Consider the following 21,499-nt stretch of genomic DNA (forward strand, 5'->3'; position numbering starts at 1 on the left):
GGTTTACTCCTTCAAGGCGGATTTCAGGTCGTTGAAGACCTGTTTTTTATGGTCAGGTGATGTAGGAAGAACAAAAAGCCTGACGCCCTTTGCATCCAAAGCCGAGCGAAGTTCCTCGGTCACCCGATCCTCTTCAACCGCAACAATGCGTTTATTTCGCCAGAAAAGCGGGATCTCGACACCAGCGATGACCAAAGGATTTGGCTCAGTAGGCGGCAGATCCCCTGCATCAACATCTGCTCCAGATGAAAGAACAGGCGAGGATACTGATCCTGCCTCGTTCGCAGCCGTTAGTGGTGCAGGTTCTGTTCTGGTTTCTTCCGGTGCAGAGGTTGTGCTGTAGGCCAGCCTCAGCAGCATCCTCTGCATTTCCTCATCTCGTCGCTCGATATGCTCGTGGTCAGGTTGGTTGAAGTAGGACAGCACACATCTGTAGCAGCCAGCCACGCAATCCACACCAGCCTTCTGAACAAGCTTATCGGGATCACTATGCCGCGTGCTGAAGGATGAAGGTTCAAAATGCATGATTTCGAGTGCTTTTCGAGCAACCAGTGCGATGCTGTCTTTTTCAGACACCATCTGTCCGAGAGCACCAGCACCACCTTCGGCAGCTTCATAGAACAAAAGCGCACGGCGTTCTGAACGGGAAGGCGTTGGCTCCACGAGGATCTCACCTTCTTCAAGCTGGAATACAGCTTCGATACCACGAGCCAATGCGTGTTGAAGTGTCGTGAGTGTCTTATCAGCTTCCTTGCCGAGGTCAGAAAGCCACTCGTCATCAAATCGGATGAGCAGTGCATTCTTGCGGTCTTCTACCAGCGGGACAATGAGCTGTTTGAGTTGGTCGGGACGCTCTTCAGCACTGCCGTCGTCTTTGGGTTTGCCGACCCATACGCCAGTTTTTGGATTGATGTAGAAGCCAATCTCGGATTTGTCGGCTCGACGCCGTAAGCCTTTGTTGATCCGGCTGATATAGGCAGCTTGAGCGTAGTCGATCTGGATGATGTTACCGGCATCATCGCTGACTTTCATCGATGCGGTGTAGCTGGACGCATCGAAAGCGAATGTCGTCTGGATCTCAAAGCCCTGGCGTTTACGCTCTTCGTCATTTGAAGTGATCCGTTCAGCGGGGCGTGTGCCAACATTCTCAATACGGTAGAGATTGGTGAGCGGTACAGATTTACTGAGTGCTGTGTTACACACATGGCAACGTTCCGGATGCTCACCATCATGGCTTGCTCCACAAGAGGGGCAAAGGGCACGTGATTTGGTGCTTAGATAGCCATCATCTCGGTCACCAGCCTCCTTGAGAAGGGCACGGTCAACACGGAAGGCACGCCCTTCGTGATAAACGAGGCTTTGCGGTCCGAATTCTGAAATCGCAAGGAACCTGGCACGCTGGATGTAGCGCTGGTTCTTGCCATCATTTCCGCCCTGCACATAAGCCATCAAAGGAAGGCGGGGGAAGTTATACCCGGGCAAGAAACCTTCAGTCGCCAGATACCTGTAGATGTAGAAGTCATTATCCTTGTTCGACTGGTTCGACAAAAGGATCGACCGCTGGAATTCGCCCATGCGGCGACGGTCTTCTGCAGCTTTCCTCTCTGGCGGAGAAATCGTGTAATCTTTCAGAGTTTGCTCAGCCAGGTCGATAGAACGCTCAGCAGCCTTCAAGAGATCCCGCCAACGGTTGAAGGTATCATTGAAGCGAGCTGGCGCTTTCGCGACGATATCCTCGGTCACAAAATCCTTAGACTTGAACCAGCGTGGGTTGTCTCCTCCGTAGTCTTTTTCCAAAGCTGTCAAAACGGCTGTGATGAGTGGTCTTGCACGTTGAGCCGTTTTGGGGGCAGCAGCTACATCCCGGATTTCTGGCAGGAGTGCTTTTGCTGGGTCAGAGAGGTCAAGGTTTGCCTTGATGTTCTTGTCCAACTCGATGTTGTCATCTTTCAGTTCCATACCCAGTGAGGCGAGCCACTCAGCGTTGAGATGGCTTTCAACCAAGTCACGGTTTTTGAGATCGATGGACGGTGGAACCACAACGCCATCAACAAGATCGGTCTTTCGGTCGAAGAAATACTGATCGTGCGGACTTTGAGCGGCACAATAGGTCAAGATCAACGCAGCCTGACCACTACGGCCAGCACGGCCACTGCGTTGTGCGTAGTTGGCAGCTGTAGGAGGAGCATTGCGCAGATAGACCACATTCATGGCGGAAATATCGACGCCAAGTTCCATTGTCGGGGAGCAGAAAAGTGTTGGAAGAAAGCGACTGTCTTCCTTGAAGTTTTTCAGGCTTTCTTCTGCCTCTGATAGAGCCTTCCGGTCTTCTTTACCATAGCGGAAGCGCATCTCCCGCAACTCTCGAAGATCCCCTTCAACCTGAGCGGTGTGTTCACGACCCTCGAAACCGAAGAGCGTTTGACCACCTCGGTCGAGCATTTCAGAGACCATCTGATAGACGCCGACAAAGTAGGTATTTGTCAGTTCGGCATCAGTAAGCATTTCATCGAGAGCGAAGCGGACGGTGGACCCTGCGAGCCGCCACCCCATCCCGAATGGCCCAGCTTCTTTTATGACTGAGCCATAGTTCTCAGATGCTTTCAGCAGTCCTTCAAGAACTTCCGGAACTTCTTTCAACTCGATGCGACGGCCAGAAAAAGTCAGCTCCCGCATTTTACGACCGATGGCGCTGGTAGGACTTCCACGAAGGAGCCTGTCTTCATCCTTGTTCTTCATTTCCTTCCGCTTTGGCGGCTCGGTCATGAAGATTGTAGAGGTCACCATGCGGTCATCATCGACGTTCCATGGTGACTTGATGAGGTTGTGGTTTTTGCCGACCAGTTCTTCGAGCTTCAGTCTGTTGAGAGCGGCACAATCAACGGCAAGACCCTTACGCATATGGTCGTAAAGCGCCTTGAGAGCCTCTCTGCGCTCTTCGGTGCTGGCATTGTTGAGAATGGGTGAACTGCGGAATTCATCAACATCAGCTGAAATATCATCAAGATATTTGTAACGTGCTGAGAGCAGCCCAAGCTGTTCAAGGTTAGGGTTCGTGTAGCGCCAACCTCTACGTTGATCGATCCAGAAGAGATGCTGTAGGTTCTGCCGCAAGATGGCTTCAGCCTCGTTGCGACGTTCACCCTTAACTCCGGTGTTCAGTAGCCACTCAGGTGCACGTTGGGCATAATCTGGTGAAGCAAGGAAACCGAGCGCTTTTTGGACCTCTTGGCCAATATTTGCTTCATCGAGCGAGCCATCTGGCGCCGAACGCAGGGCGCTAATGATCGCCCCCCTAAGCATAGTGACAAACACGAAATCGTTGAAGTGACCTGCCTGTAGGGCAGCATCCTGGCGATTGTCCGTGAATGCGAGTAGCTTGCGCGAATAATCGTCAATCGTGGACTCTGGCGAATTCATCCAGCGCAACACGGTAGACAGCAAGATGGTCGTGGCAGAGCTTCTGCTCTCGGCACTCAGGGAGGCCAGTTTGTTGATGTCTCGTGCTGTAGAGGTGCTGACATCCCGACAGGAGGGGCAGAAACGATATTTTCCGGGCAGGAACCAAGCTTGCCGTGATCCGGAATGAGCGGTCCCGTCTGGCAGAACAGAAAACTGTTGTGCCCGCTTCTTGCGATAGGTGGCTTTCAAGCGCTTTTCGCCATTTGGCTTCTCATCAAGCCATGCGTCTGGGTAGTCCTCGTCTTTTCCGGAAAAACCGAAGTCTGAACTTGTGGGTTCAGGCATTAGGAAACCCCAATCTGCCCCATCATCATCTTCATCGCCTTCTACCGGGATATCGTCGATTTCTCGCTTCTCGAAGACATCCGTACCGTCATGGCTGCGAAGTGTTACCGGATGGAACTCTTGGCCGCAGTTCCGGCAAAAATGGGTGGGGTAGAGCCGTTCAGCGTCATTATTCGGGTTGAAGAGCTGTCCGCTGAAGGTCACATCCCGCTCACCCTCAGGGCGCAGGGTCATATAGAGCCTGCCTGCACCCGCTACGAACTGGTGTAGTTTAAACGCAAAAAGTGGGGAGTATTCCTTACTACCCTCAACTCGGTCTTTTTCCGGAACAGAATATCCGATGAGTGCTTCACGGAGGGCTTGAGCGCAGAGTTCTACATCCAGTCCACAATCAGTGGAAAGGGTCTTAGCCGCTTCTTCTAGTGAGATTGGCTTTGCTCTTTCAGGCTTGGTTTCAACATTTTTGAGCCCAATCCGGGTCTCGACCCAGATAGCCAGAGGATCATCGAAGAAATCAGAATTCTTGAGACCCTGGGCTACATTCCCCTTGGAGGCAGCGAGAACGGCATCCGAAAGCCCACTTAAGCCTTTAACTCCAATTTTTACGGGGTTCGTCACTCGTTTGAGGGTTTCTGTTACAACGGCATCTGGACCGATATCAGCTCCAAAAATCTGACTGGCAATGCGTGCGACTGCCTCGTTCTTTTCGTGTTGGGCACCTTCTGACGCCATAGTTGCTGATGTGCCTATGCACAGGGGAGGATTCTTGGGGGCGCCAATGCGAGAGCGCAGACGGCGCATGAGCATGGCAACGTCAGCACCCTGCCTCCCCCGATAGGTATGAAGTTCGTCCAGAACGATGAACTGCAAGCCTTCGCAATTTTGCAGTACCTTGCGATCCAAGTCACTCTGACGTGTCATCAGAAGCTCAAGCATCATGAAGTTGGTGAGTAAAATATCTGGCGGATTGGCCTTGATGAGTTGCCTGTCTTCGTTGCTTTCTTGGCCCGTGTAACGCGCGTAGGTGACAAGACCGCCAGTTGCAGATCCAAGGTAGCCTTCGAGTTCTTTTGCTTGGCTATTCGCCAATGCGTTCATTGGATAAATGACAATAGCACGTGTTTTCGCGCCTCCACCCGCTTTCTTGGCGCGAATGGCGGCGTCTATGATTGGAATGAAGAAACACAGCGACTTGCCAGATCCTGTGCCGGTTGTGACAACGTAGCTTTGGCGTTCTTTTGCGAAGCTGATAGCTTGTTCTTGGTGCTTGCGAAGCTTTAGGCTTGGATCAGCCTGATCCGCTGGGCCCCACTTGTCGTGGAACACGTCAGAGCATTCTGGCTCAAGCATACCTCCTTTGATGAAATCACGGATAGACCCACCTGATGCATAATGTGGATTGATCTGCAAAAGCGGTTCGGGCCAAAATCGATTGTCGTCATATAAAGAGTCAACCTTAGAAGAAATTTCTGGTGACCTGATTTTCGTAAAGGACCTTGAAAATGCTTTGTATTGATCGATAACAAATCGATCGAGATTGAATACGTCCATATTACTATACTTCCGCTCTCGCCAGTGAATCTCTGTTTTGGAGAATAATTTGCTGCTCATTGGGGGATCTTGAACTCGGATCCACGTCCAAGCCTAGCCGCTTCAGGTTGTAAAATAGAAGGCATCTTCGCACTTGTATTTCTGCTATGCCGTTCTGCATTGCGTAGTCGAGTTCAACTATTCTCCGTTGGTTTTCGGATAGGCCAGGGTGCGGTGCTATTTTGAGCGTTATTGTTTGGTTCCAGTCTTCATCTGTACTGCCGTCGACATCTGATTGTTCTCCCAACGCGCTCTTCAGTATGCGTCCGAGAACAAAGTCTTTGAAAACTTGGTCTTTTGAGCAAAGCGCTCTCGCATGCCAACGAAATCCGTCATGTGCGAGGGCATGAGGAATGATAACGCGATTTTCTGGATCGGGGGAGGACATGGACTGATAGCTTATCTGCAGCTCTTTGCGCTGTTCACAGGCCAATAAGACGTTGCGAAGCGTTAGCGCGCTTAGTCCACGCCCAGGCACAGTGGTTGCCAGAATGTCCGGTTGGTAGACAATCCAGTCTGCAGCGGGGACTGAACCGCCCCGTGAGATCGACAGGAGATCATCAAGATACTCTGACGGATCAAGCGCAGTGTAGTGTTCTTCGAACTTCGGGCCCAGAACGTAGGTTTTGGCCGTTTTATCGTAGATGATGTGTTCGGGATGATCATTGATGTAGCTATTGAGGTCTTTCGAAGCTTGAGCCCGACTGAGGCCCATAACATCCATCAGATCCGCAAGGCCGACACGTCCACGCCAAAAGACCCTGTGCTCAATGAATGCACGGCGATCCTGCTGCCATCGTGAAAGACTGTTCGATTCGCTTGTCATAGCTCAAGTCTAGTTCAACCTAAAGGATGGGTCTACATTTAAGAACCATATACTCAGCGGACTGTCTGCGATATCTTGTAATTCTGTCAGCGGGTTGAGGGATTGCTTTGGCCTTGTATCGCGCGCGGCCTGGGAAGTATCGCATGGTTTCAGAGGAACCCGCGCTTAAGCGCGCGGGCAACATCTCCCAGTAGACTGCGCCGAGGCTCAACGGGCCGTTGGCCCGCTCACCCCGGTCCAGGCATCATTCCTTTTGTTTGGTCCGCCCAACATCCCTGACCGTGGCGGTCAACCATAGTCCATCCCCAAAATCAGCCACCAATTTCCCCTGTCTCGCGGGCGAGCCATTCCTCGCGGGGCAAACTGGCGTCTGATTTTGGCGCAGACATTTTCTTCGCAAATGTGGCCGATTGACAGCCCCGTTCAGGGCCGTGGGTCGGGCTTTGCCCTCTCCCACTCTGTTCCGCCGAATACATGCGTATTCGGTCAGATCAGGTGGCCGAGGCGCAGCCCATCGGCGGAAGGGGGCGCGAAGCCTCACCCGCGTCACTTTGATCGAGGAGGCCACAAATGGCACCGAAGTTTGATGTTTATGCCCATGTCACCGACACCATTATTGCCGAGATCGAGGCAGGCACGCCGCCGTGGCGCAAGCCGTGGACCGGAAGCGCGTCCGGTATTGCCTTGCCAACACGGCACAACGGCGAGGAGTATCGCGGGATCAACATCCTGATGCTCTGGGTCATGGCCGCCAAGAATGGCTATGTGTCCAGCCGCTGGATGACCTACAAGCAGGCGCAAGAGCTGGGCGGCCAAGTCCGCAAAGGCGAAACGTCGTCGACCGTGGTCAAATACGGGACGTTCACCCGAGAGAACGAATTGGGCATTGAGGAAGAACTGCCCTATGCGCGCGCTTACCGCGTCTTCAACGCGGATCAGATCGAAGGTTTGCCGGAGGATTACTACATCCGGCCCGAGGCCCCGCGCGATCTTGGCACTAAGGCCGATCCCGAGCTTGAGTCGTTTTTTGCTCGCACGGGTGCGGAGATCGTGACCACCGATGAGCCGCGAGCCTATTACAGCCCGGCCAAGGATCACATCCATATGCCGCCCGTAGCGACCTTTCATAGTGCGAAAGGGTATTTTGCGACCCTTGCCCATGAATCAATCCATTGGACCGGTAGCGAAAAGCGGCTGGAGCGGATCAAGAAATTTGCGAACCGCGAAGCCTATGCCTTTGAGGAGTTGGTGGCGGAAATCGGCGCTTGTTTCCTTGGTGCCCAGATTGGCGTGGCGCCGGAATTCGACCAAAGCGCCGCCTATGTCGAAGGTTGGTTGAAAGCGCTCAAAGAGGACAAACGGGCGATTTTTCGTGCGGCGTCCGAGGCGCAGAAAGCCGCCGATTTTGTCCTAGCAGCCGCAGGTCAATCGAAAGCGGCCGCAGCATGAGCGGCCCCGCAATCTTACCCCCGATGACGTGCCGCAAATGCGGCGCGTCAAATCCAGTGATCTTTCTTGCGCCGGTCATCGTGAAAGGCAGTTGCTCTTGTATTTGCTTGGATTGCGCCGAGGCCCGTTCGTGGCTCGATCCGGACGGCAACTTGAAGTCTGGTGTTGAGCTTTGAGCACCTGCGCCCCGCCTCATGCGGCGGGGCGCAGGCACTTTCAACGAGATGCAAAATTGTGGCCCGTGCTGGTGCGCACGGGCCGCTCTGAGAAACGGACTGTGCGGAGGATCGACCGGCTTTCAGCCCGCTCACCTCCTTCAGGCTTCTTTCAATTTGATTGGTCCGCCCAACATCCCAGTCGCGTCCCGTCAATGGGCAAGCGCCGCGCAGGCGCGTCGTCAAAGCCTGCAACCCGTGTCCTCGCGCGGGGCGCGCTGCGGGCCGCACCAGTTGTGGGCTTTGACCCATTGACTGGCCGCTCCTGGGCCGTGGGTCGGGCTGTGCCCCTACCCACTCTGTTCCGCCGAATACATGCGTATTCGGTCAGATCAGATTGGCCGGTGTGCAGCCCATCGGCGGAAGGGGAGCCAAGCCCCGACCGCAGCACCCAAAAGGAGGCCACAAATGGCTCACAAATATCAGCCCCCGAAATTCTGGACCTGCGACTGTGATCGCACGACCGGCGGTCACATCATCGACGGGCTCTATAGCACTTGCGTCTATTGCGGGAAGCATCGGCACGAGCTGAAGGAGATCGTTGTTCCGTCAGGTTTGGGCGGTGTGTTCTGCGTCGAGATCCTCAGCGTCGAGGATGACTGCGCGAAGGTGAAGGTGGTCAAGAGCTCGAACGGCTTTGACGCGCTGCCGCCCTTCACGGTGTCGTTCAAAGACATCGCCCCGCGTTGGAAACACAAAGCAGGAGAAATCCGATGATCCCTGATTTTCACAGTGATGATTTTGCGACGGCGCGTCTGGAAGATACCGTCAGCTTGCGAAGCGCCGCCCGTGAGGCGCGCGCCACGCTTTACGCGGTGTTGAACCGACTGGAACTGAACGATCTGGACGGCGAAGAGCAGCCCTATATCGACGATTGTCTTGGGGCTCTCTCAATCCTTGAGGAGGCGTTGCGATGACCTTGGAAGAGATCAAAGCGGCAGTGGACGCGGGCAACCGCGTTCACTGGATCAACAGCGGATATTTGGTGACGCGTGATGACCTCGGGCAATACCTCATCACCTTCACGCGGAATGGGTCAGCTATCGGATTGACCAGTCGGGATGGCACCCGCTTGAACGTCCAGCCTGACGAATTTTTCGTCGGTGAAAGCGCTGAGGTTTGCCATGAAATACTCTGACATCAGGCAGGCGGCCCGAGAGGGTCGCGCCAGTGTGCACCTACATGGGTTTTGCAATCTGCCCGACGGCGGTCAGGAGTATTGTGATGATCCAGCACTGATTGATGGCTGGGCGATCTATGTCCGAGTTGAGACACCGAACGATCCTCAGCAACCCTTTGATCTGCACGAGCTGCCCGATCATCAAACCTATACCAGCGCCGAAGGCGCGGCCCGCGCAATAGCACTGCAATTGCTTGGTGATGCTGAGGCATGGAACCACGATTAGTGGTGCCATGCCTCAGCCAGTGGCCGGGCTCTGCCCGGCGGTCGCAGCCTATGGCTGCTCTAAACGGAATACAGGCAGTTGATGCAATATTATAATATTGAATCAATTATGGCGAAATGCCATAACAGGGCTGCCTGTATGATGCTGGCAAGAAATAGGGGTGATTACTTCACATGGGCCGACCGCGCGTACCACGGCACAAGAGACTGACGCAAAACCAGCGTTTTGCCATCGTGCGCAAGCGTGCCGAGGGGGTGCCGATCGAGGATCTGGCCCGCGAATTCGGCGTCACGACCCGCAGCATCTTCTACGCGTTGAAAGCCGATCAAAGCCGCAAACTTGATGCGCGCGTGCGCTCTGAGCTGGTGAATGTCCGGCTCACACCGAAGGAGCTTGCGGGCTTTGATGCGGTACTGACGCGGCATGATATCGCCAGCCGGGCGGAAGGGCTGCGTCGGCTGATCCATGCCTCGAACGATCTCTTTGTCCCTGATGATGAACTGGCCAATCAGATGCAGGGATTGTCGGCCTCTCTCAATCGCACCGGCAACAACATCAACCAAATTGCGCAGCGCCTGAACGAGGCAAAGCGCCAGGGCAAGACGCCGCCTTATGGGAATTCCGCCCATGCTCAGGTCCGCGCTTTGGCCGGGCTGATCTTCGATATCGCCGACCAGGTTCAGGACATGGCGCAGCGCCGCCGAAGCGCGCTGTCTGGCGAGGTTGCCCGCGTACTGGGAGGCTTTGCCGATGGCCCGGAATAGCGCCGTTGCCGCCGCGCAGGAGGCCTTTTTCGATCGCGACTGGAGCCGCATTCGCGGCAGCGTCCCCCGCGCCCGTGCCAAGCAGATGGCTCGCGCCGCCATGGGCCATTCCCCTGCGATCTTCAAAGCCATTCGCGACGGCGGCACGCACAACAAAGCGCAGCTGCGCAACCAGCTGGAATACCTGACCACCAAGTCGAGCTTCATCATTGACAGCCGTGGCACCTATGACGGCCAAAGCGTTTTGTCAGCCAAAGAGATCGAGCAGGTCACACGCCGGTTTTCAGCGCAGTGGAATGAGGGGTTTCATCCGAAGTTGGGACATACCTCGCATCTCTTGATGGCTTTCCCAATTGGCACGCGCGGCGAAGATGTTGCCGAGATCACGCGCGAGATTTGCGAGCGGTTTTTTCAGGGCGAAGGCAGCCACTTTGACTACATCGCGGCCGTGCATGAGGACCGGGATCACCCGCACGCCCATATCGTCCTGAACCGGCGCAGCAAGGATGGTGAGTTCTTCTTTCTGAAGGAGGGGCACCACTTCAACTACGACAGTTTTCGCGAGGCGATGGTGGAGGTGTCGGACCGTTATGGCCTGCGGCTTGAGGCGACGCGAAAGCTCGAACGTGGGGTCATGACGCAAAGGCCGAGTGATGTAGAGCAGCGTCGCGCAGAAGCCATTGGCCAGAAGCTGATCGAGCGCGGTCGCGTGGGGCCAGAGCTGGACCGCGCCTTAGCTGAAGTTGCCCAAAACGCGCGGCTCTATCGTGGTCTCGCCGCCGAGGCCTCGCGCGAAAATCAGCACGACATTGCAGCGGCCTTGGACAAGGCCGCGATGCTTTTGGCGCAGGGTCAACCGATTGAAGCAGATGGAAAGGTATATGGCATGGCCGAAGAACAGCATTCCTTTGACGAGGTCGTGGATGCCTTTCACGACAAGATCAACCAAGCCGAACGCATTGTGGCGGACGCGCCTGTAGAGCGGCGCGCGGCGCTGGAGCATGAACTGAACGACATCTATCGCTCCTTGTCACATCTGAGCCCAATGGGAGCGCAGTCCCACACCTTGCTCGAAGACGCGTCCCAAAGTGGGATCTATTCCGCTGCGAATATGCGGGCCGAGGCCCAAGGCGCTTTGCGGGATCCAGCTCTTTCCGAACGTCTTCAGCAGGCTGTGAAAGGCACCGGCATTGACCCGCAAGAGGTTACCCGCCGCATCGAAATCGGCGCGGGCAATGCCGCGCTGGAGCGGCAATGGCTTGGACAGGATCTGAAGGCAATTGCCGACAAGGAAGGCTTTGATCTGTCGCGCGCCGATGAGCTCGAAAAAGCGATCGACCGCCTCGACCAGGTGCACAGTGATCTGGGCCGCTTGTTGGCCGATGCTGAGGTTCTCAAAGACAGTGGGGCGGTAGAGGCCGACCGGCATGAAGCCAAAGTTGACCGGTTGCCGCCGACCACAGCTGATATCCTGAACCGTATGAGGGACGACCCAACCGCAGATCCATTCCGCAGCGATCTGGAGCGCGAGACCTTGCGCTCCGAGCTGGAGGAGCTGGTCGGTGAAGAGCAGGCCTCCGACTTGGCGATTGGCGATGAGACCACACTAGACGAACATATCGAAGACCGTCTGGACCGGCTCTATGCGGCCAAGGCCTATCTGCAGAGCGATGCCGCACTGGCGAAAAGTGTGGCGATGGAGCATGTCCTCGACGAAATCGCCAATGAAGAAATTGATGTTCAACGCGAGCGGCATGTGGATAGCGATGGGGAAAAAGGCGTGACGCATGGGTAAGACACGGATCGCACTCGGCGTCATGAGCTTTGCTCTTCTCGGCGCGGTGTTGGGCTATATTCTGGCGTCGGCCTTTGTGACGTTTCGCTGGTTCGGGGTCGGGGCGGATATCGATTTCCTGATGTTGGCGCGCGGCTATAGGGTTCTCCGAATGACCCATCCGGCCGATATGCAGACTGTTCACTTGATCGTGGGGATCAGCACTGGTGCCGGTGTTTTGCTCAGTGCGGTCTTGATGAACGATGCGCTGACCAAATTTGGGGAAACCCACTGGCAGCAGATGTCCGAGATGAGGCGGAACGGCTTTTTCGGCAAGCCTGGCCACGGCTTTGTCCTCGGCAAAATGGGTAGGCCCAAGAGCCGCAAACCCTTTGTCATGTCCAAGGTATTCCCCCATGCGCTGATCGTGGCCCCGACCGGACGCGGTAAGACCACGGGTTTCGTGATTCCGAACCTTTTGACCTATCAGGGCAGCGCGGTGGTGTTGGACGTGAAGGGAGAAAATTTCGAGGCGACGGCGCGCCATAGGGCCGCGCAAGGCGACAAGGTGTTCCGGTTTGCGCCCACTGATTGGAAGGACGGTCGCTCGCACCGCTACAATCCCTTGCTGCGAATATCGGCGCTGGAAAACGTCGACCGCCAGCAGATGGAACTGCAACTCCTGGCCTCCCTGTTTCTGCAAGCAGACAACGACCGCGTCCAAGGGCTCCTCGACGGCGGTATCGATCTATTCGTGGCGGCGGGGCTTTTGGCATTCGAGCGCAAGCGGCCAACTTTGGGTGAGATTTATCGCATCACCGCATCAGGTGGCGATAAGCAGAAGGAATATCGCCGCCGCGCCGACGAGGTGGTCAACCCAGCCGCCAAGCTGATCTTTATGCGCATGGCCTCGACCAACAATGACACCCTAACGTCTTATCTATCGCTCTTGATGACATCTGGCCTCAAGCAGTGGTCAAACCCAGCGATTGACTGTGCGACCGCAACGTCAGACTTCGATTTCCGCGATATCCGAAAGACGCCGTTTTCGGTTTATCTTGTGGTTGAACCGCTGATGGTGAAGCCCCTCGCGCCGCTGATCCGCCTGTTCTTCTCGGATTTGCTGGCATCGCTGCAGGACCATGAACCCGGCAAGGAAGAACCTTGGCCGGTGATGATTATGCTCGATGAGTTCAATCGCCTGGGCAAAATGCCGATCGTGCTCGACAGCATCGAAACCCTGCGGTCCTACCGGGCTAACCTTGCGATCGTCACACAGACGATCCCGGCTTTGGACGAGATCTACGGAGAAAATGCCCGTCGCGCCTTGCAGGGCAACGCGGGTATCAAGCTCTATCTGACCCCCTCAGATGAAAAGACCATTGAAGAGCTCAGCAAAGCGGTAGGGAAAACCACAAAGCGCGTCGTGACCCGATCACGCTCCGTCGGCCGCAACCCATTTGCCGGGCGCAGCATGTCTGAACGAACGGAAGAAACTGCGTTGCTGCCAGAGGACGAGGCACGGCGCATGGATCTTGATGATATCGTTCTGGTGGTCGATGCGCAAATGCCCGTGCGGGCCAAGCGGATCAAATACTATGAGGATCGGTTCTTTAAGCAGATCTTCGACAAGCAGATCGGCAATTTGCCATATCCCTCAGCCGGAGACCAGATGCGCGGCCTGCAAGGGCAGATAAAGGCGTTGGAGGCGAAGATTGGGGCGCTGGAGGTGCCTAAGGTGGTTTCATGTAACGACTCTGCTGGTAGTGGAAAACGGCGCGATGAGATTGAGGATTTGGCGGCCGGCAGTCAAATTGCGCAGTCAGGTGATCAGGCCAGTTTGGGTGACTATCAGGCCGGATCCGAAAGGGTGGCAAGGTTTATGGAAGAGGCTGCTCGGGGATGACGTCGGGAAATAGACCTTCGCTGCCATAGCGGAACATATAGCCTGCCTGTCCATAAGAGAGCGGAGGTTCCATCGGCTCAATTGCTATTCCAACTAGTTGGCGTTCAGCATAGGGTTGTGCTGTGTAAGCAAAAAAGTACTCTTCAATGTATGATCCCACATTTGGCAGCGCGGCACTTGCAAGGCAACTGAACAAAAGTGATTTCCTAAACCAGCCTGCATTGAAGAATGAGGCCCACAAGGCAGCTTTGATAACTCAGGCAGTCACCACAGCGCGAAATGGTTCTTCTTCGCTGCCATTAACGCCAAATAACTTAGCAGGTCGGACTATTTATCAAGTAAATGATCTGGCGTCCGATCTGGTGCTGCGAAAGGCTGCTCAGAACATTCGCAGAATCACAGCATCAAAACAGGGAAGCCGGATCGAGATCGTTCGTCGTCTAAAATTGCTCTGCGAAGAAGGATTGCCATTTACCGTTGCAAAGATGGACATAAAGAACTTTTACCCGTCGGTTGATCAGGATTTTCTGTCAAGCCAACTCAGCAAGAGGCTTATGACTGCGCCAAGCACGAGGTCTGTCGTCAGTTCGCTGATTGAACAATGCAAAGCTAACTCGGTGAACGGCTTGCCCCCAGGTTTGGCAATAAGTGCCGAACTTAGTGAATTCTACATGCAAGATTTTGACCAAAGAATGCGTGAACAACTAAACGCACATTACTTTGCCCGATATGTTGATGACATAGTACTGATCCTACCGGAATTGGATAATCCGAACTCGCTGAGGGTGCAGGTCGAAGAAGCTTTGCCAGCGGGGTTGAAGTTGAATTTCTCCAAGTCGAAAATCTACGCCTTCGGAAACACGAGGAAAAAGTCGACATCCGTTGAGCACAGCTTTGATTACCTCGGCTTTAAGTTTAACGTCTACGAGACCGGTAAGGACCGGCCTTTTGATCGTCGAGTCGAGTTGGATATCGCTTCGTCAAAGGTCAAAAAGAACAAGACGAGAATCGTGAAATCCCTTCTGCAGTACTTGGCTGACGGAAACTTTGATGACCTCATAGATCGCGTCCGCATTTTGACCTGTGGCTATCAGTTCTTTGACGAAAGGCAGCAAAAGAAGCGAAGCGCAGGTCTGCAGCATACATACAGCCTCATCAACAGTAACGCACCGGCACTCGCCGAGCTTGACAAGTTTTTCTCGGGGATGGTCCTGTGCCGTTCAGGGGCGATTGGAGGGAGGCTCGCACTGGTTCTGACAAACCGACAAAGAAAAGAGCTTCTGAAGTACTCATTTGTCTGCGGGTTCGCCAATCGCGTTCACTTCCGTTTCAGTGCTGATCGGTTGGCCTACCTAATGGAGTGCTGGAAGTATGCCTAGCAAGAGAAAGTCACGGGTCAACCTTAACCGAGCCGACAAGTGGCGTGTGGTACTCACAGACACGTCACCTTTTGAGGTGCCGATAATCGTAAGCAACGAGGGTTTCTACAAAAACCTTCATGGGGTAGCCAAGAAATCGGCGCACTTCCAAGATTTGGTGAACGCCCTTTTGCTGAAAGACGACGGCAAGAGTTACACCGTTCCGCTAAGGTACAATATCGTCAAAGATTCTCGAAGCGTCAGAACCTTGAGCCTCCTGCATCCGAGGGGTCAGGTCATATTGGCTGATTTCTATCAGAAGTACGAGGAGTTGATCTGCGAATATTCAGGGCGCGGACCGTTCTCCATACGTGCGCCTAAGAAAGTTGGGAGTTCCTTTTTTGTGCCGTCCCCGGTGCAGGACAAGAATCAATACAAGAACGCGACCGTCGATACGGCGGAGTTGGATAAACTGGTGCGAAACCCGGCAAGCTATTTTGCATATTCAGGTTTTGAACGCCTCTACAAGTTCTTCGCCTCGAACGATCACATTCGCTTAGAAAAGAAGTTTCGTTACCAGTTGTCTTTGGACATTAGCAAGTGTTTTGACAGCATTTACACGCACTCCATGGCTTGGGCGACAAAGAGCAAGGAGGAGGCGAAAGAAAATACGTCCGCGCATAGTTTTGGAAATCGGTTCGATAAGGTGATGCAGAGGCTCAACCACAACGAAACTAGTGGAATCTGCATTGGCCCGGAGGCCAGCCGCATCTTTGCAGAAATCATTCTTGCAAAGGTGGATCAGAACGCACGCCGTAACCTTGAAGCGAAAAGCCCTCCCATACGTGATGGCGTCGACTATGAGTGCAGGCGGTACGTGGACAACTACTATGTTTTTTCAAATGACCCTGCGATTGCAGAGCAGGTGGAGCACGAGTTATCAATCGCGTTGCGAGAGTACAATCTGCACCTGAATACTGGGAAAAGAGAGTTCGACAAGCGGCCATTCTACTCGAAAAAGTCTCTGGTGATTGACGAGATCAATAATTCCCTTGGCGCTCATTGGGAAAAGCTCTTTGAAACTGTTACCCTGCCTGCGAGCGGCAAGAGGGCGTTACTTCCGAAGTACATTTACAAGTATCGGTCATTGTTTGGAAAGTTCACCAGAGAGGTTAAGGCAGCATGCTTTTCCTCCGAGCTTGGTTACGATGCGGTTGCAAACTATGTTATTGGGGCCGTGCGCCGGAAAGTAATTGATGTAGCTGACGGGTACATTGATCTTGTCGCGTTGGAAGAAAGTCCTGTTGTTGATCGGGACTATCGCCAAATGTTCTTTTTCCTGCTCGATGTTGGGTTTTATTTTTTTACGCTTCACCCTACGGTCGCGTCGTCGCTTCGCCTGTCTCACGCCATCGTGCGTGCTGCGCAGCATCTGCAAGAACATGATCCCGAAGGTTTTGACATTCTCAAAGAAGCTTCCCTTCGTTGGGCGTCACAATTGGCGAGGGCACCTAGCTTCGAAGGTTTGTTCTCAAAAAATTCTGTAATCCCAATCGAGATACTCAACATTCTTGTTAGTCTTCAACAATTTGGGGGCGATGGGCAACTGGAGCATGAGCTGATCTCGCTCGCCAAACTGGACAGAAAGAGCCAAGGTTACTTCGAGTTGGTCGTAAAGCTTTTCATCTATGGTGATCGACCCGAGTTCGCTGGCCAGAGGAACGAAATTTGGGATTTCATCTGTAAGCGAGTTTCGTCGGAGAAGCACCTGAATAGGGATTCTGAAGCGGTTCACCTGTTGCTGGACTCCCTCGCTTGTCCTTATCTGGATAGGGCCAAGAGAGCTGATTTGCTCTGGGCTTCATGGAACAGGATTGGCGCGACCCCCGGAAACATCACTGTTGCCGATGCCGAAGCGCTAATCGACGAAATCCAACAGCAGCATTGGTTTGTTCGCTGGGATGGTATCGATCTATTGAACATGATCGAAAAGAAGGAATTGAGCAGCGTCTACGCCTAGGATAACTAGAAGGTGGGTGCCAGCCACGTTTTGCCGTGACTCGTTTTGCGGTACAGACGGGCGATCAAACTGCGGTGTTCAGCCTTGCGTTGACCACATGGATCGTACAGTCCGCGTAAGAGGTCGTCTTGAGCAGCAATGCACACACTTATTGTGGCTGGCATCCAAACGCTTCATTCGTTGAATACCTGCAAAAGGGTGTGCGATCGCAGCATCGAGATACGGCGCTCAGTGTCCACTTGGGCCGAAATCTCTATTCCAACCGTTTCGCCCGATCTGCCACTCGCTGAACCAGTGAAACTGTTGCACCGCCTGCCTGGCGTATCCCAGCCCCGGTGATCTCAGCATTCGACCTGGTCCCAAACCGTGCCCGCGCCCGTGAACCTTTGGTGCCGATCAACCCCTTGGCGAAACCGCTGGGACTGGGAATACTTGGCGGTCCGGCCATCATGAAGTTGCCCGAGATAGATCGGACGATCAGCGGGGTGGCGATGATCATGCCGCCTGCAAGGAACATCATCATGAAGAAAGGCACCAGTGCGCCGATGTTACTCGCGCCAGAGGGGTCTCCGAGTTCGGTCATGAGTGAGCGCGACATCCCGACGACGGTGGAAAACACGCCCGCGATTACGAGTGGGTAAAGCGCGTAGGATACCGTGCTGGAAAGCCAGCGATGGAAATAGTCCTTGCTGACATCGAACAGCGACAGTGCGATCATGATTGGGGCTATGCCGATCATAAAGGCCAGCATGATCTTTGCGAAAATCAGAACAAGCCCGCAGAGCGCGCCGATCACGCCGAGGAGGAAAGCGCCGATCGCGCCGATCAGGGCTCCGGCCATCCAATGCATGTTGTCACCGGCCGCGTTCAGATAGTCGCCAAATTCTTCGATGAGATCGTCGAAGGCTGCAGCAAAATAGGATGCACCTGCACCGCCGCCGCCAAGTCCGGCCACCATACCGCCCGCGAGTTGGTCGAGCCCATTGATCAGCGCGCTAGCCACGGCGTTGAATTGGACCCAGTTCATCGCAAACAAAGAGATGAGCATAAGCTTGAGGGCAAACCAGAAGGCGGTCCGCCCATCCATCGATTTGTACTGAAACATCGTGTTGAGGAAGACGCCGATCACCGCGAGCGTCGACGCCACGGCAATGACGCCGCCAAGCTGACCAGCGACGTTGCCAAATGTGGTTTGGGCTGCGTCATCCAGAAAGTTGTCGGTTGTCTCTACCATCCAGGTGACGACGCCCATCGGATCCTCCTCGGTTGGATTTAGGCGCTGTCACTAGTGCGACGTTTCAGGAATGCTTTCAGGATATGCTCGCCGTCAAAATCCGGCACGACCGAGACCAGTTCCCAGCCATCCTGGCCAAGAGCCGTCAGCTGCGCTTCGATCTTCGGTGGCTTAGTTTTGGCGGTGTTGATCTGTTCAATCTTGTATTCAAACATGGGCTGTTTCCTTTGAATGGGCCGGATCAACCGGCAGGTAGAATTCGGTGATGCCGCGCGCGCCTTCGTGGCGACCGGCCTGAATGATCACATCTATTGAGCGAGTGATGTAATCGTTCATGTCCTGGTATGTCATGGGCACATCGGTTTTCAGGGCGGCGATGGCGAGGCGTTGGACAGCCAGCTGAGGGGTTTCAGCATGGAGCGTGGTGAGTGAGCCACCATGGCCGGTGTTTATGGCCTCAAGGAAGGTCATGGCCTCTTTGCCGCGTACTTCGCCCAGGACGATACGGTCCGGCCGCATCCGCAGGGTAGAGGTCAGCAGGACATCAGCGCTGCGCGTGGCTTCGTCGCGGTCAGACATCAGCGTCACGACATTCGGCTGCGTCGGTCGCAGCTCAGCGGCCTCTTCGATCGTGATGATGCGCTCGTCGGTGGGCACGAAGGAGAGGATCTTGCGCGCCGTGACGGTCTTGCCGGTTGAGGTCCCGCCGGAGACGATCATATTGAGCTTGTGGGTAACGCAGAACTTGATCGCAGCGTCGATATCGCCGGTGGCCACGGCATCGCGCAGCTCGGCATTGCGCTTACGTCGTGCGCCCTCGTTGCTGCGCTCTTTTCCGAAGAGATAGGACAGCTTGATCTGGTCCAATGGCAGGTCCGAAAAGTACCGCAGGGAAATCGCGTAGCCTCCATCAACGGCGGGGGGCTGGATGACTTGCGCCCGGATTGGGCGGTCGCGATAGGTGATGCTCACTGATACAATCGGCTTGGTCCGGCTGAGCGTGGTGTTCGCGGCGGACGCAATCTGATTACCCAAGTCCTTGATCTCGTTCTGCGAGAGCTGTCGACTGACGCGCCGCATAAAGTGATCCCCCTGAAACTCGGCCCACAGCGTGCCGTCAGGGTTGATGCAAAGCTCGATCAGCTTAGTGTCACGCGCCTCGGGAATCTTGTCCATCGAGCTTTGCAGATAGCTGGCCGCCATGGTCAAAAAATCTCCAGATCGCGGTCGACCATCACGGTGACGCGGGCACCTTGATCGACATAGATCACGGGCGAGACGGAGAGATATTCGCCAATCACGCTTTGCGCGCTGTCCTGAAGGTCTTCGCCAATGCCCTCGAGCACATCAGAGGTGATCTCATCTTCGGTGTTTTGGGCGGCCACGGCGGGCAAGGCTCCGATCAGCGAAATAAGGGCGGCTGACCCGAACCGCGTGCCAAAGCGGCTGTCGACAAAGCCGGTCGTGCCGGAGCGGCCCAGTTCGTCGCCACCAAAGGCACTGATTTCGGCGGTCTGGTTGTTGGGCAGAATGATCCGGTCCCAGGCAATTGTTACACGTTGTTGTGCGATATCGAGGCCGGACTGATATCGCCCGATCAACCTCGCACCGCGTGGGATCAGAACCCGCGAGCCGTCATAGGCGTGGACATCTTCCGATACCATCGCGCGAACCTGACCGGCCAGTGAGCTGTCGATTGCGGTCTCCAGCACAGCCTGGATCATCGTGCCCTGAACGACTGTGTTTGACGGGTTCACGATTAACTGGGCTTGCGTCACCTCAGCGGGTTCTGCGCCGTTGCGGACAAAGTCTGTGTCGCCGTCAAGCCGCCGTTGCTGCGCAACAGTTTCATTGTTGCCGCTGCCCGAGCCGCCGAATGCGATGATTGGGCTGGCGATACGGGCTTGCAGTTCCTCTAGTTCGGCTTGCCGCCGCCGCTCGAGTTCCTGAAGGCGCAGTTCTTCAGCCGTGGGGCCGGTTGGTGCGGGCGTGCGCGGCGTTTCCAGGCGTGCAAGTTCCAGATCACTCTGCAGTCGCTGGATTTGTCGGGCACGTTCTTCTAGTTCGTCCCGCAGGGCAGCCTGCGTTGCTGCTGCCTCGCTGCGCAGGGCATCGATTTCTGCACCCAAGGTATCCAATGCTTGTGTGTCGACGGTTGGGGCTTCAGGTGCAGGCGCATTACGCAGGGCTTCCAGCTCGGTCCGCATGGCGTCCATTTGCGCGCGCAGCTCTTCTGTTTCGCTGTCTGGTTCCGGCTCCGGCGACGGGGTTGTGTCAATCGGTGCGGGCGTGGGCTCGAGCGCACCAAAGCCCGGTCCTGCCGCTTGGAACTCATCTGGGGAGGCGGTTTCCAAGCTGTCGGGTTCAGAGCCGCCAGAGAACAACAGCAATAGGCCGCCAAGGGCAGCGATTGCCCCAATGCCCAAGTTAATCGTGATAACAGACGGCCGGGCCTTTCGGTTTTGTGGTTTTCCTTCAAGCGCTTCGAGGCGTTTCTTAAGCTCAACTGCTTCACTCACCGTGGTTTGCCTCGCTCATCTCTTGGACGCAAATTTCGTCCTCGCCGAGCCGGAGAACCCATCGATCGCTGACACCTGACACGCGGATCACGCCATCTGGTCGCGCGAGCGCATTCACGCTGCGCTCATTGCCGCCGGACCAGCGAAAGATCGCGGGCAATGGTGTGTTTGCGGCAAAGCGGAAGTAGGTGAAGGTGCCGTCGTCCCAAATCTCACGCGGGGTAATCTCGGATCGCGCGCTGACGCCATAGGCGTGGTTTGCAGGTTGGCTTGCGGCTACTCGGGATTGCCGAGGGGTTGCATCCGGATAGGTGAAGCGGATGACGTAGAAGGTCGGAGAACTCGCCTCGGTCACGTTGAAATAGTAACTGCGCCGATTGGTGTAGACGGTGATGTTTGTATGCGCGCCGCGCGTGACTGGCTTGATCGCAAAGGCCTGACCGCCGGGCACGCCGTCCAGAAGGAAGCCCTCGGTATCGCCCGCAATGATCGAGCGGATGGTCTCGCCTTGGCCGAATTCAATGCTGGTCACGTGGGTCAGGCTGGTCCGGATGCGGTAGACCTGCCCATCCTGATAGGTGGCCTGCCGGACACGGGCATCATGGGGGCCGTGGCTCGGCTCAGTCTCCGCATAGGCGGTGCCAGCAATCGGAACAATGAGGGCGAGGATCAGGAACAGGCGACGCATTGG

17 protein-coding genes are annotated in these 21,499 nt (G+C 55.2%); 10 read left to right on the forward strand and 7 right to left on the reverse strand.

The features are described from left to right. Window positions 1-3: 3 nt before the first annotated feature. A complete protein-coding gene (locus tag ACRARG_RS15845) occupies window positions 4-5,358 on the reverse strand; it encodes a DEAD/DEAH box helicase family protein (RefSeq protein ID WP_432690982.1) in 5,355 nt (1,784 codons plus the stop codon). Further along, complete coding sequence (locus ACRARG_RS15850; protein WP_432690983.1) at window positions 5,303-6,163, reverse strand: BrxR family transcriptional regulator; 861 nt, start codon at window positions 6,161-6,163, stop codon at window positions 5,303-5,305. Before ACRARG_RS15850 ends, ACRARG_RS15845 begins: the two co-directional genes overlap by 56 nt. A 570-nt stretch (window positions 6,164-6,733) precedes the next feature. Here ACRARG_RS15850 and ACRARG_RS15855 point away from each other — a divergent pair. From ACRARG_RS15855 to drt3b, 10 genes are all read left to right on the forward strand, one after another. After that, on the forward strand, window positions 6,734-7,612 hold the full coding sequence (locus ACRARG_RS15855; RefSeq protein WP_432690984.1) for an ArdC family protein: 879 nt from the start codon (window positions 6,734-6,736) through the stop codon (window positions 7,610-7,612). A gap of 623 nt (window positions 7,613-8,235) precedes the next feature. Further along, window positions 8,236-8,544 carry a hypothetical protein gene (locus ACRARG_RS15860; protein WP_432690985.1) on the forward strand — a complete coding sequence of 103 codons (309 nt, stop codon included), beginning with the start codon at window positions 8,236-8,238 and terminating at the stop codon, window positions 8,542-8,544. After that, the gene (locus ACRARG_RS15865) at window positions 8,541-8,744 is read left to right on the forward strand and encodes a hypothetical protein (protein WP_432690986.1); all 204 of its coding nucleotides are present in this window, start codon (window positions 8,541-8,543) and stop codon (window positions 8,742-8,744) included. Before ACRARG_RS15860 ends, ACRARG_RS15865 begins: the two co-directional genes overlap by 4 nt. Continuing rightward, window positions 8,741-8,965, forward strand: coding sequence for a hypothetical protein (locus ACRARG_RS15870; RefSeq protein ID WP_432690987.1), 225 nt, complete (start codon window positions 8,741-8,743; stop codon window positions 8,963-8,965). The genes ACRARG_RS15865 and ACRARG_RS15870 overlap by 4 nt, the downstream gene beginning before the upstream one ends. Beyond that, the gene (locus ACRARG_RS15875; protein WP_234170501.1) at window positions 8,952-9,233 is read left to right on the forward strand and encodes a hypothetical protein; all 282 of its coding nucleotides are present in this window, start codon (window positions 8,952-8,954) and stop codon (window positions 9,231-9,233) included. The genes ACRARG_RS15870 and ACRARG_RS15875 overlap by 14 nt, the downstream gene beginning before the upstream one ends. A gap of 173 nt (window positions 9,234-9,406) precedes the next feature. Next, window positions 9,407-9,997 carry a hypothetical protein gene (locus ACRARG_RS15880; protein WP_432690988.1) on the forward strand — a complete coding sequence of 197 codons (591 nt, stop codon included), beginning with the start codon at window positions 9,407-9,409 and terminating at the stop codon, window positions 9,995-9,997. Then, the gene (locus ACRARG_RS15885) at window positions 9,984-11,792 is read left to right on the forward strand and encodes a relaxase/mobilization nuclease domain-containing protein (RefSeq protein ID WP_432690989.1); all 1,809 of its coding nucleotides are present in this window, start codon (window positions 9,984-9,986) and stop codon (window positions 11,790-11,792) included. Before ACRARG_RS15880 ends, ACRARG_RS15885 begins: the two co-directional genes overlap by 14 nt. Next, window positions 11,785-13,677, forward strand: a complete 1,893-nt coding sequence (locus ACRARG_RS15890) for a type IV secretory system conjugative DNA transfer family protein (protein WP_432690990.1) — start codon at window positions 11,785-11,787, stop codon at window positions 13,675-13,677. The genes ACRARG_RS15885 and ACRARG_RS15890 overlap by 8 nt, the downstream gene beginning before the upstream one ends. 146 nt (window positions 13,678-13,823) lie before the next feature. Further along, window positions 13,824-15,056, forward strand: a complete 1,233-nt coding sequence (gene drt3a, locus ACRARG_RS15895; protein WP_432690991.1) for an antiviral reverse transcriptase Drt3a — start codon at window positions 13,824-13,826, stop codon at window positions 15,054-15,056. Next, entirely contained in the window at window positions 15,049-17,055 is a 2,007-nt protein-coding gene (gene drt3b, locus ACRARG_RS15900) for an antiviral reverse transcriptase Drt3b (RefSeq protein ID WP_432690992.1), read from the forward strand. The genes drt3a and drt3b overlap by 8 nt, the downstream gene beginning before the upstream one ends. A 253-nt stretch (window positions 17,056-17,308) precedes the next feature. Here the strand turns inward: drt3b and ACRARG_RS15905 are convergent, their stop codons facing one another. The 5 genes from ACRARG_RS15905 to ACRARG_RS15925 are packed head-to-tail and all read right to left on the reverse strand — an operon-like array spanning window position 17,309 to window position 21,496. Next, the gene (locus ACRARG_RS15905) at window positions 17,309-18,307 is read right to left on the reverse strand and encodes a TrbL/VirB6 family protein (protein ID WP_432690993.1); all 999 of its coding nucleotides are present in this window, start codon (window positions 18,305-18,307) and stop codon (window positions 17,309-17,311) included. A 20-nt stretch (window positions 18,308-18,327) separates the two neighbouring features. After that, window positions 18,328-18,504 carry a DUF4177 domain-containing protein gene (locus ACRARG_RS15910; RefSeq protein ID WP_432690994.1) on the reverse strand — a complete coding sequence of 59 codons (177 nt, stop codon included), beginning with the start codon at window positions 18,502-18,504 and terminating at the stop codon, window positions 18,328-18,330. Then, window positions 18,497-19,492, reverse strand: a complete 996-nt coding sequence (locus tag ACRARG_RS15915; protein ID WP_432690995.1) for an ATPase, T2SS/T4P/T4SS family — start codon at window positions 19,490-19,492, stop codon at window positions 18,497-18,499. Before ACRARG_RS15915 ends, ACRARG_RS15910 begins: the two co-directional genes overlap by 8 nt. 2 nt (window positions 19,493-19,494) lie before the next feature. After that, window positions 19,495-20,808 carry a TraB/TrbI/VirB10 family type IV secretion system protein gene (locus ACRARG_RS15920; RefSeq protein ID WP_432690996.1) on the reverse strand — a complete coding sequence of 438 codons (1,314 nt, stop codon included), beginning with the start codon at window positions 20,806-20,808 and terminating at the stop codon, window positions 19,495-19,497. Then, on the reverse strand, window positions 20,801-21,496 hold the full coding sequence (locus ACRARG_RS15925; RefSeq protein WP_432690997.1) for a TrbG/VirB9 family P-type conjugative transfer protein: 696 nt from the start codon (window positions 21,494-21,496) through the stop codon (window positions 20,801-20,803). The genes ACRARG_RS15920 and ACRARG_RS15925 overlap by 8 nt, the downstream gene beginning before the upstream one ends. Between the last annotated feature and the right edge of the window lie 3 nt (window positions 21,497-21,499).

Source organism: Pseudooceanicola profundi (assembly GCF_050897955.1).
GTDB lineage: Bacteria > Pseudomonadota > Alphaproteobacteria > Rhodobacterales > Rhodobacteraceae > Pseudooceanicola.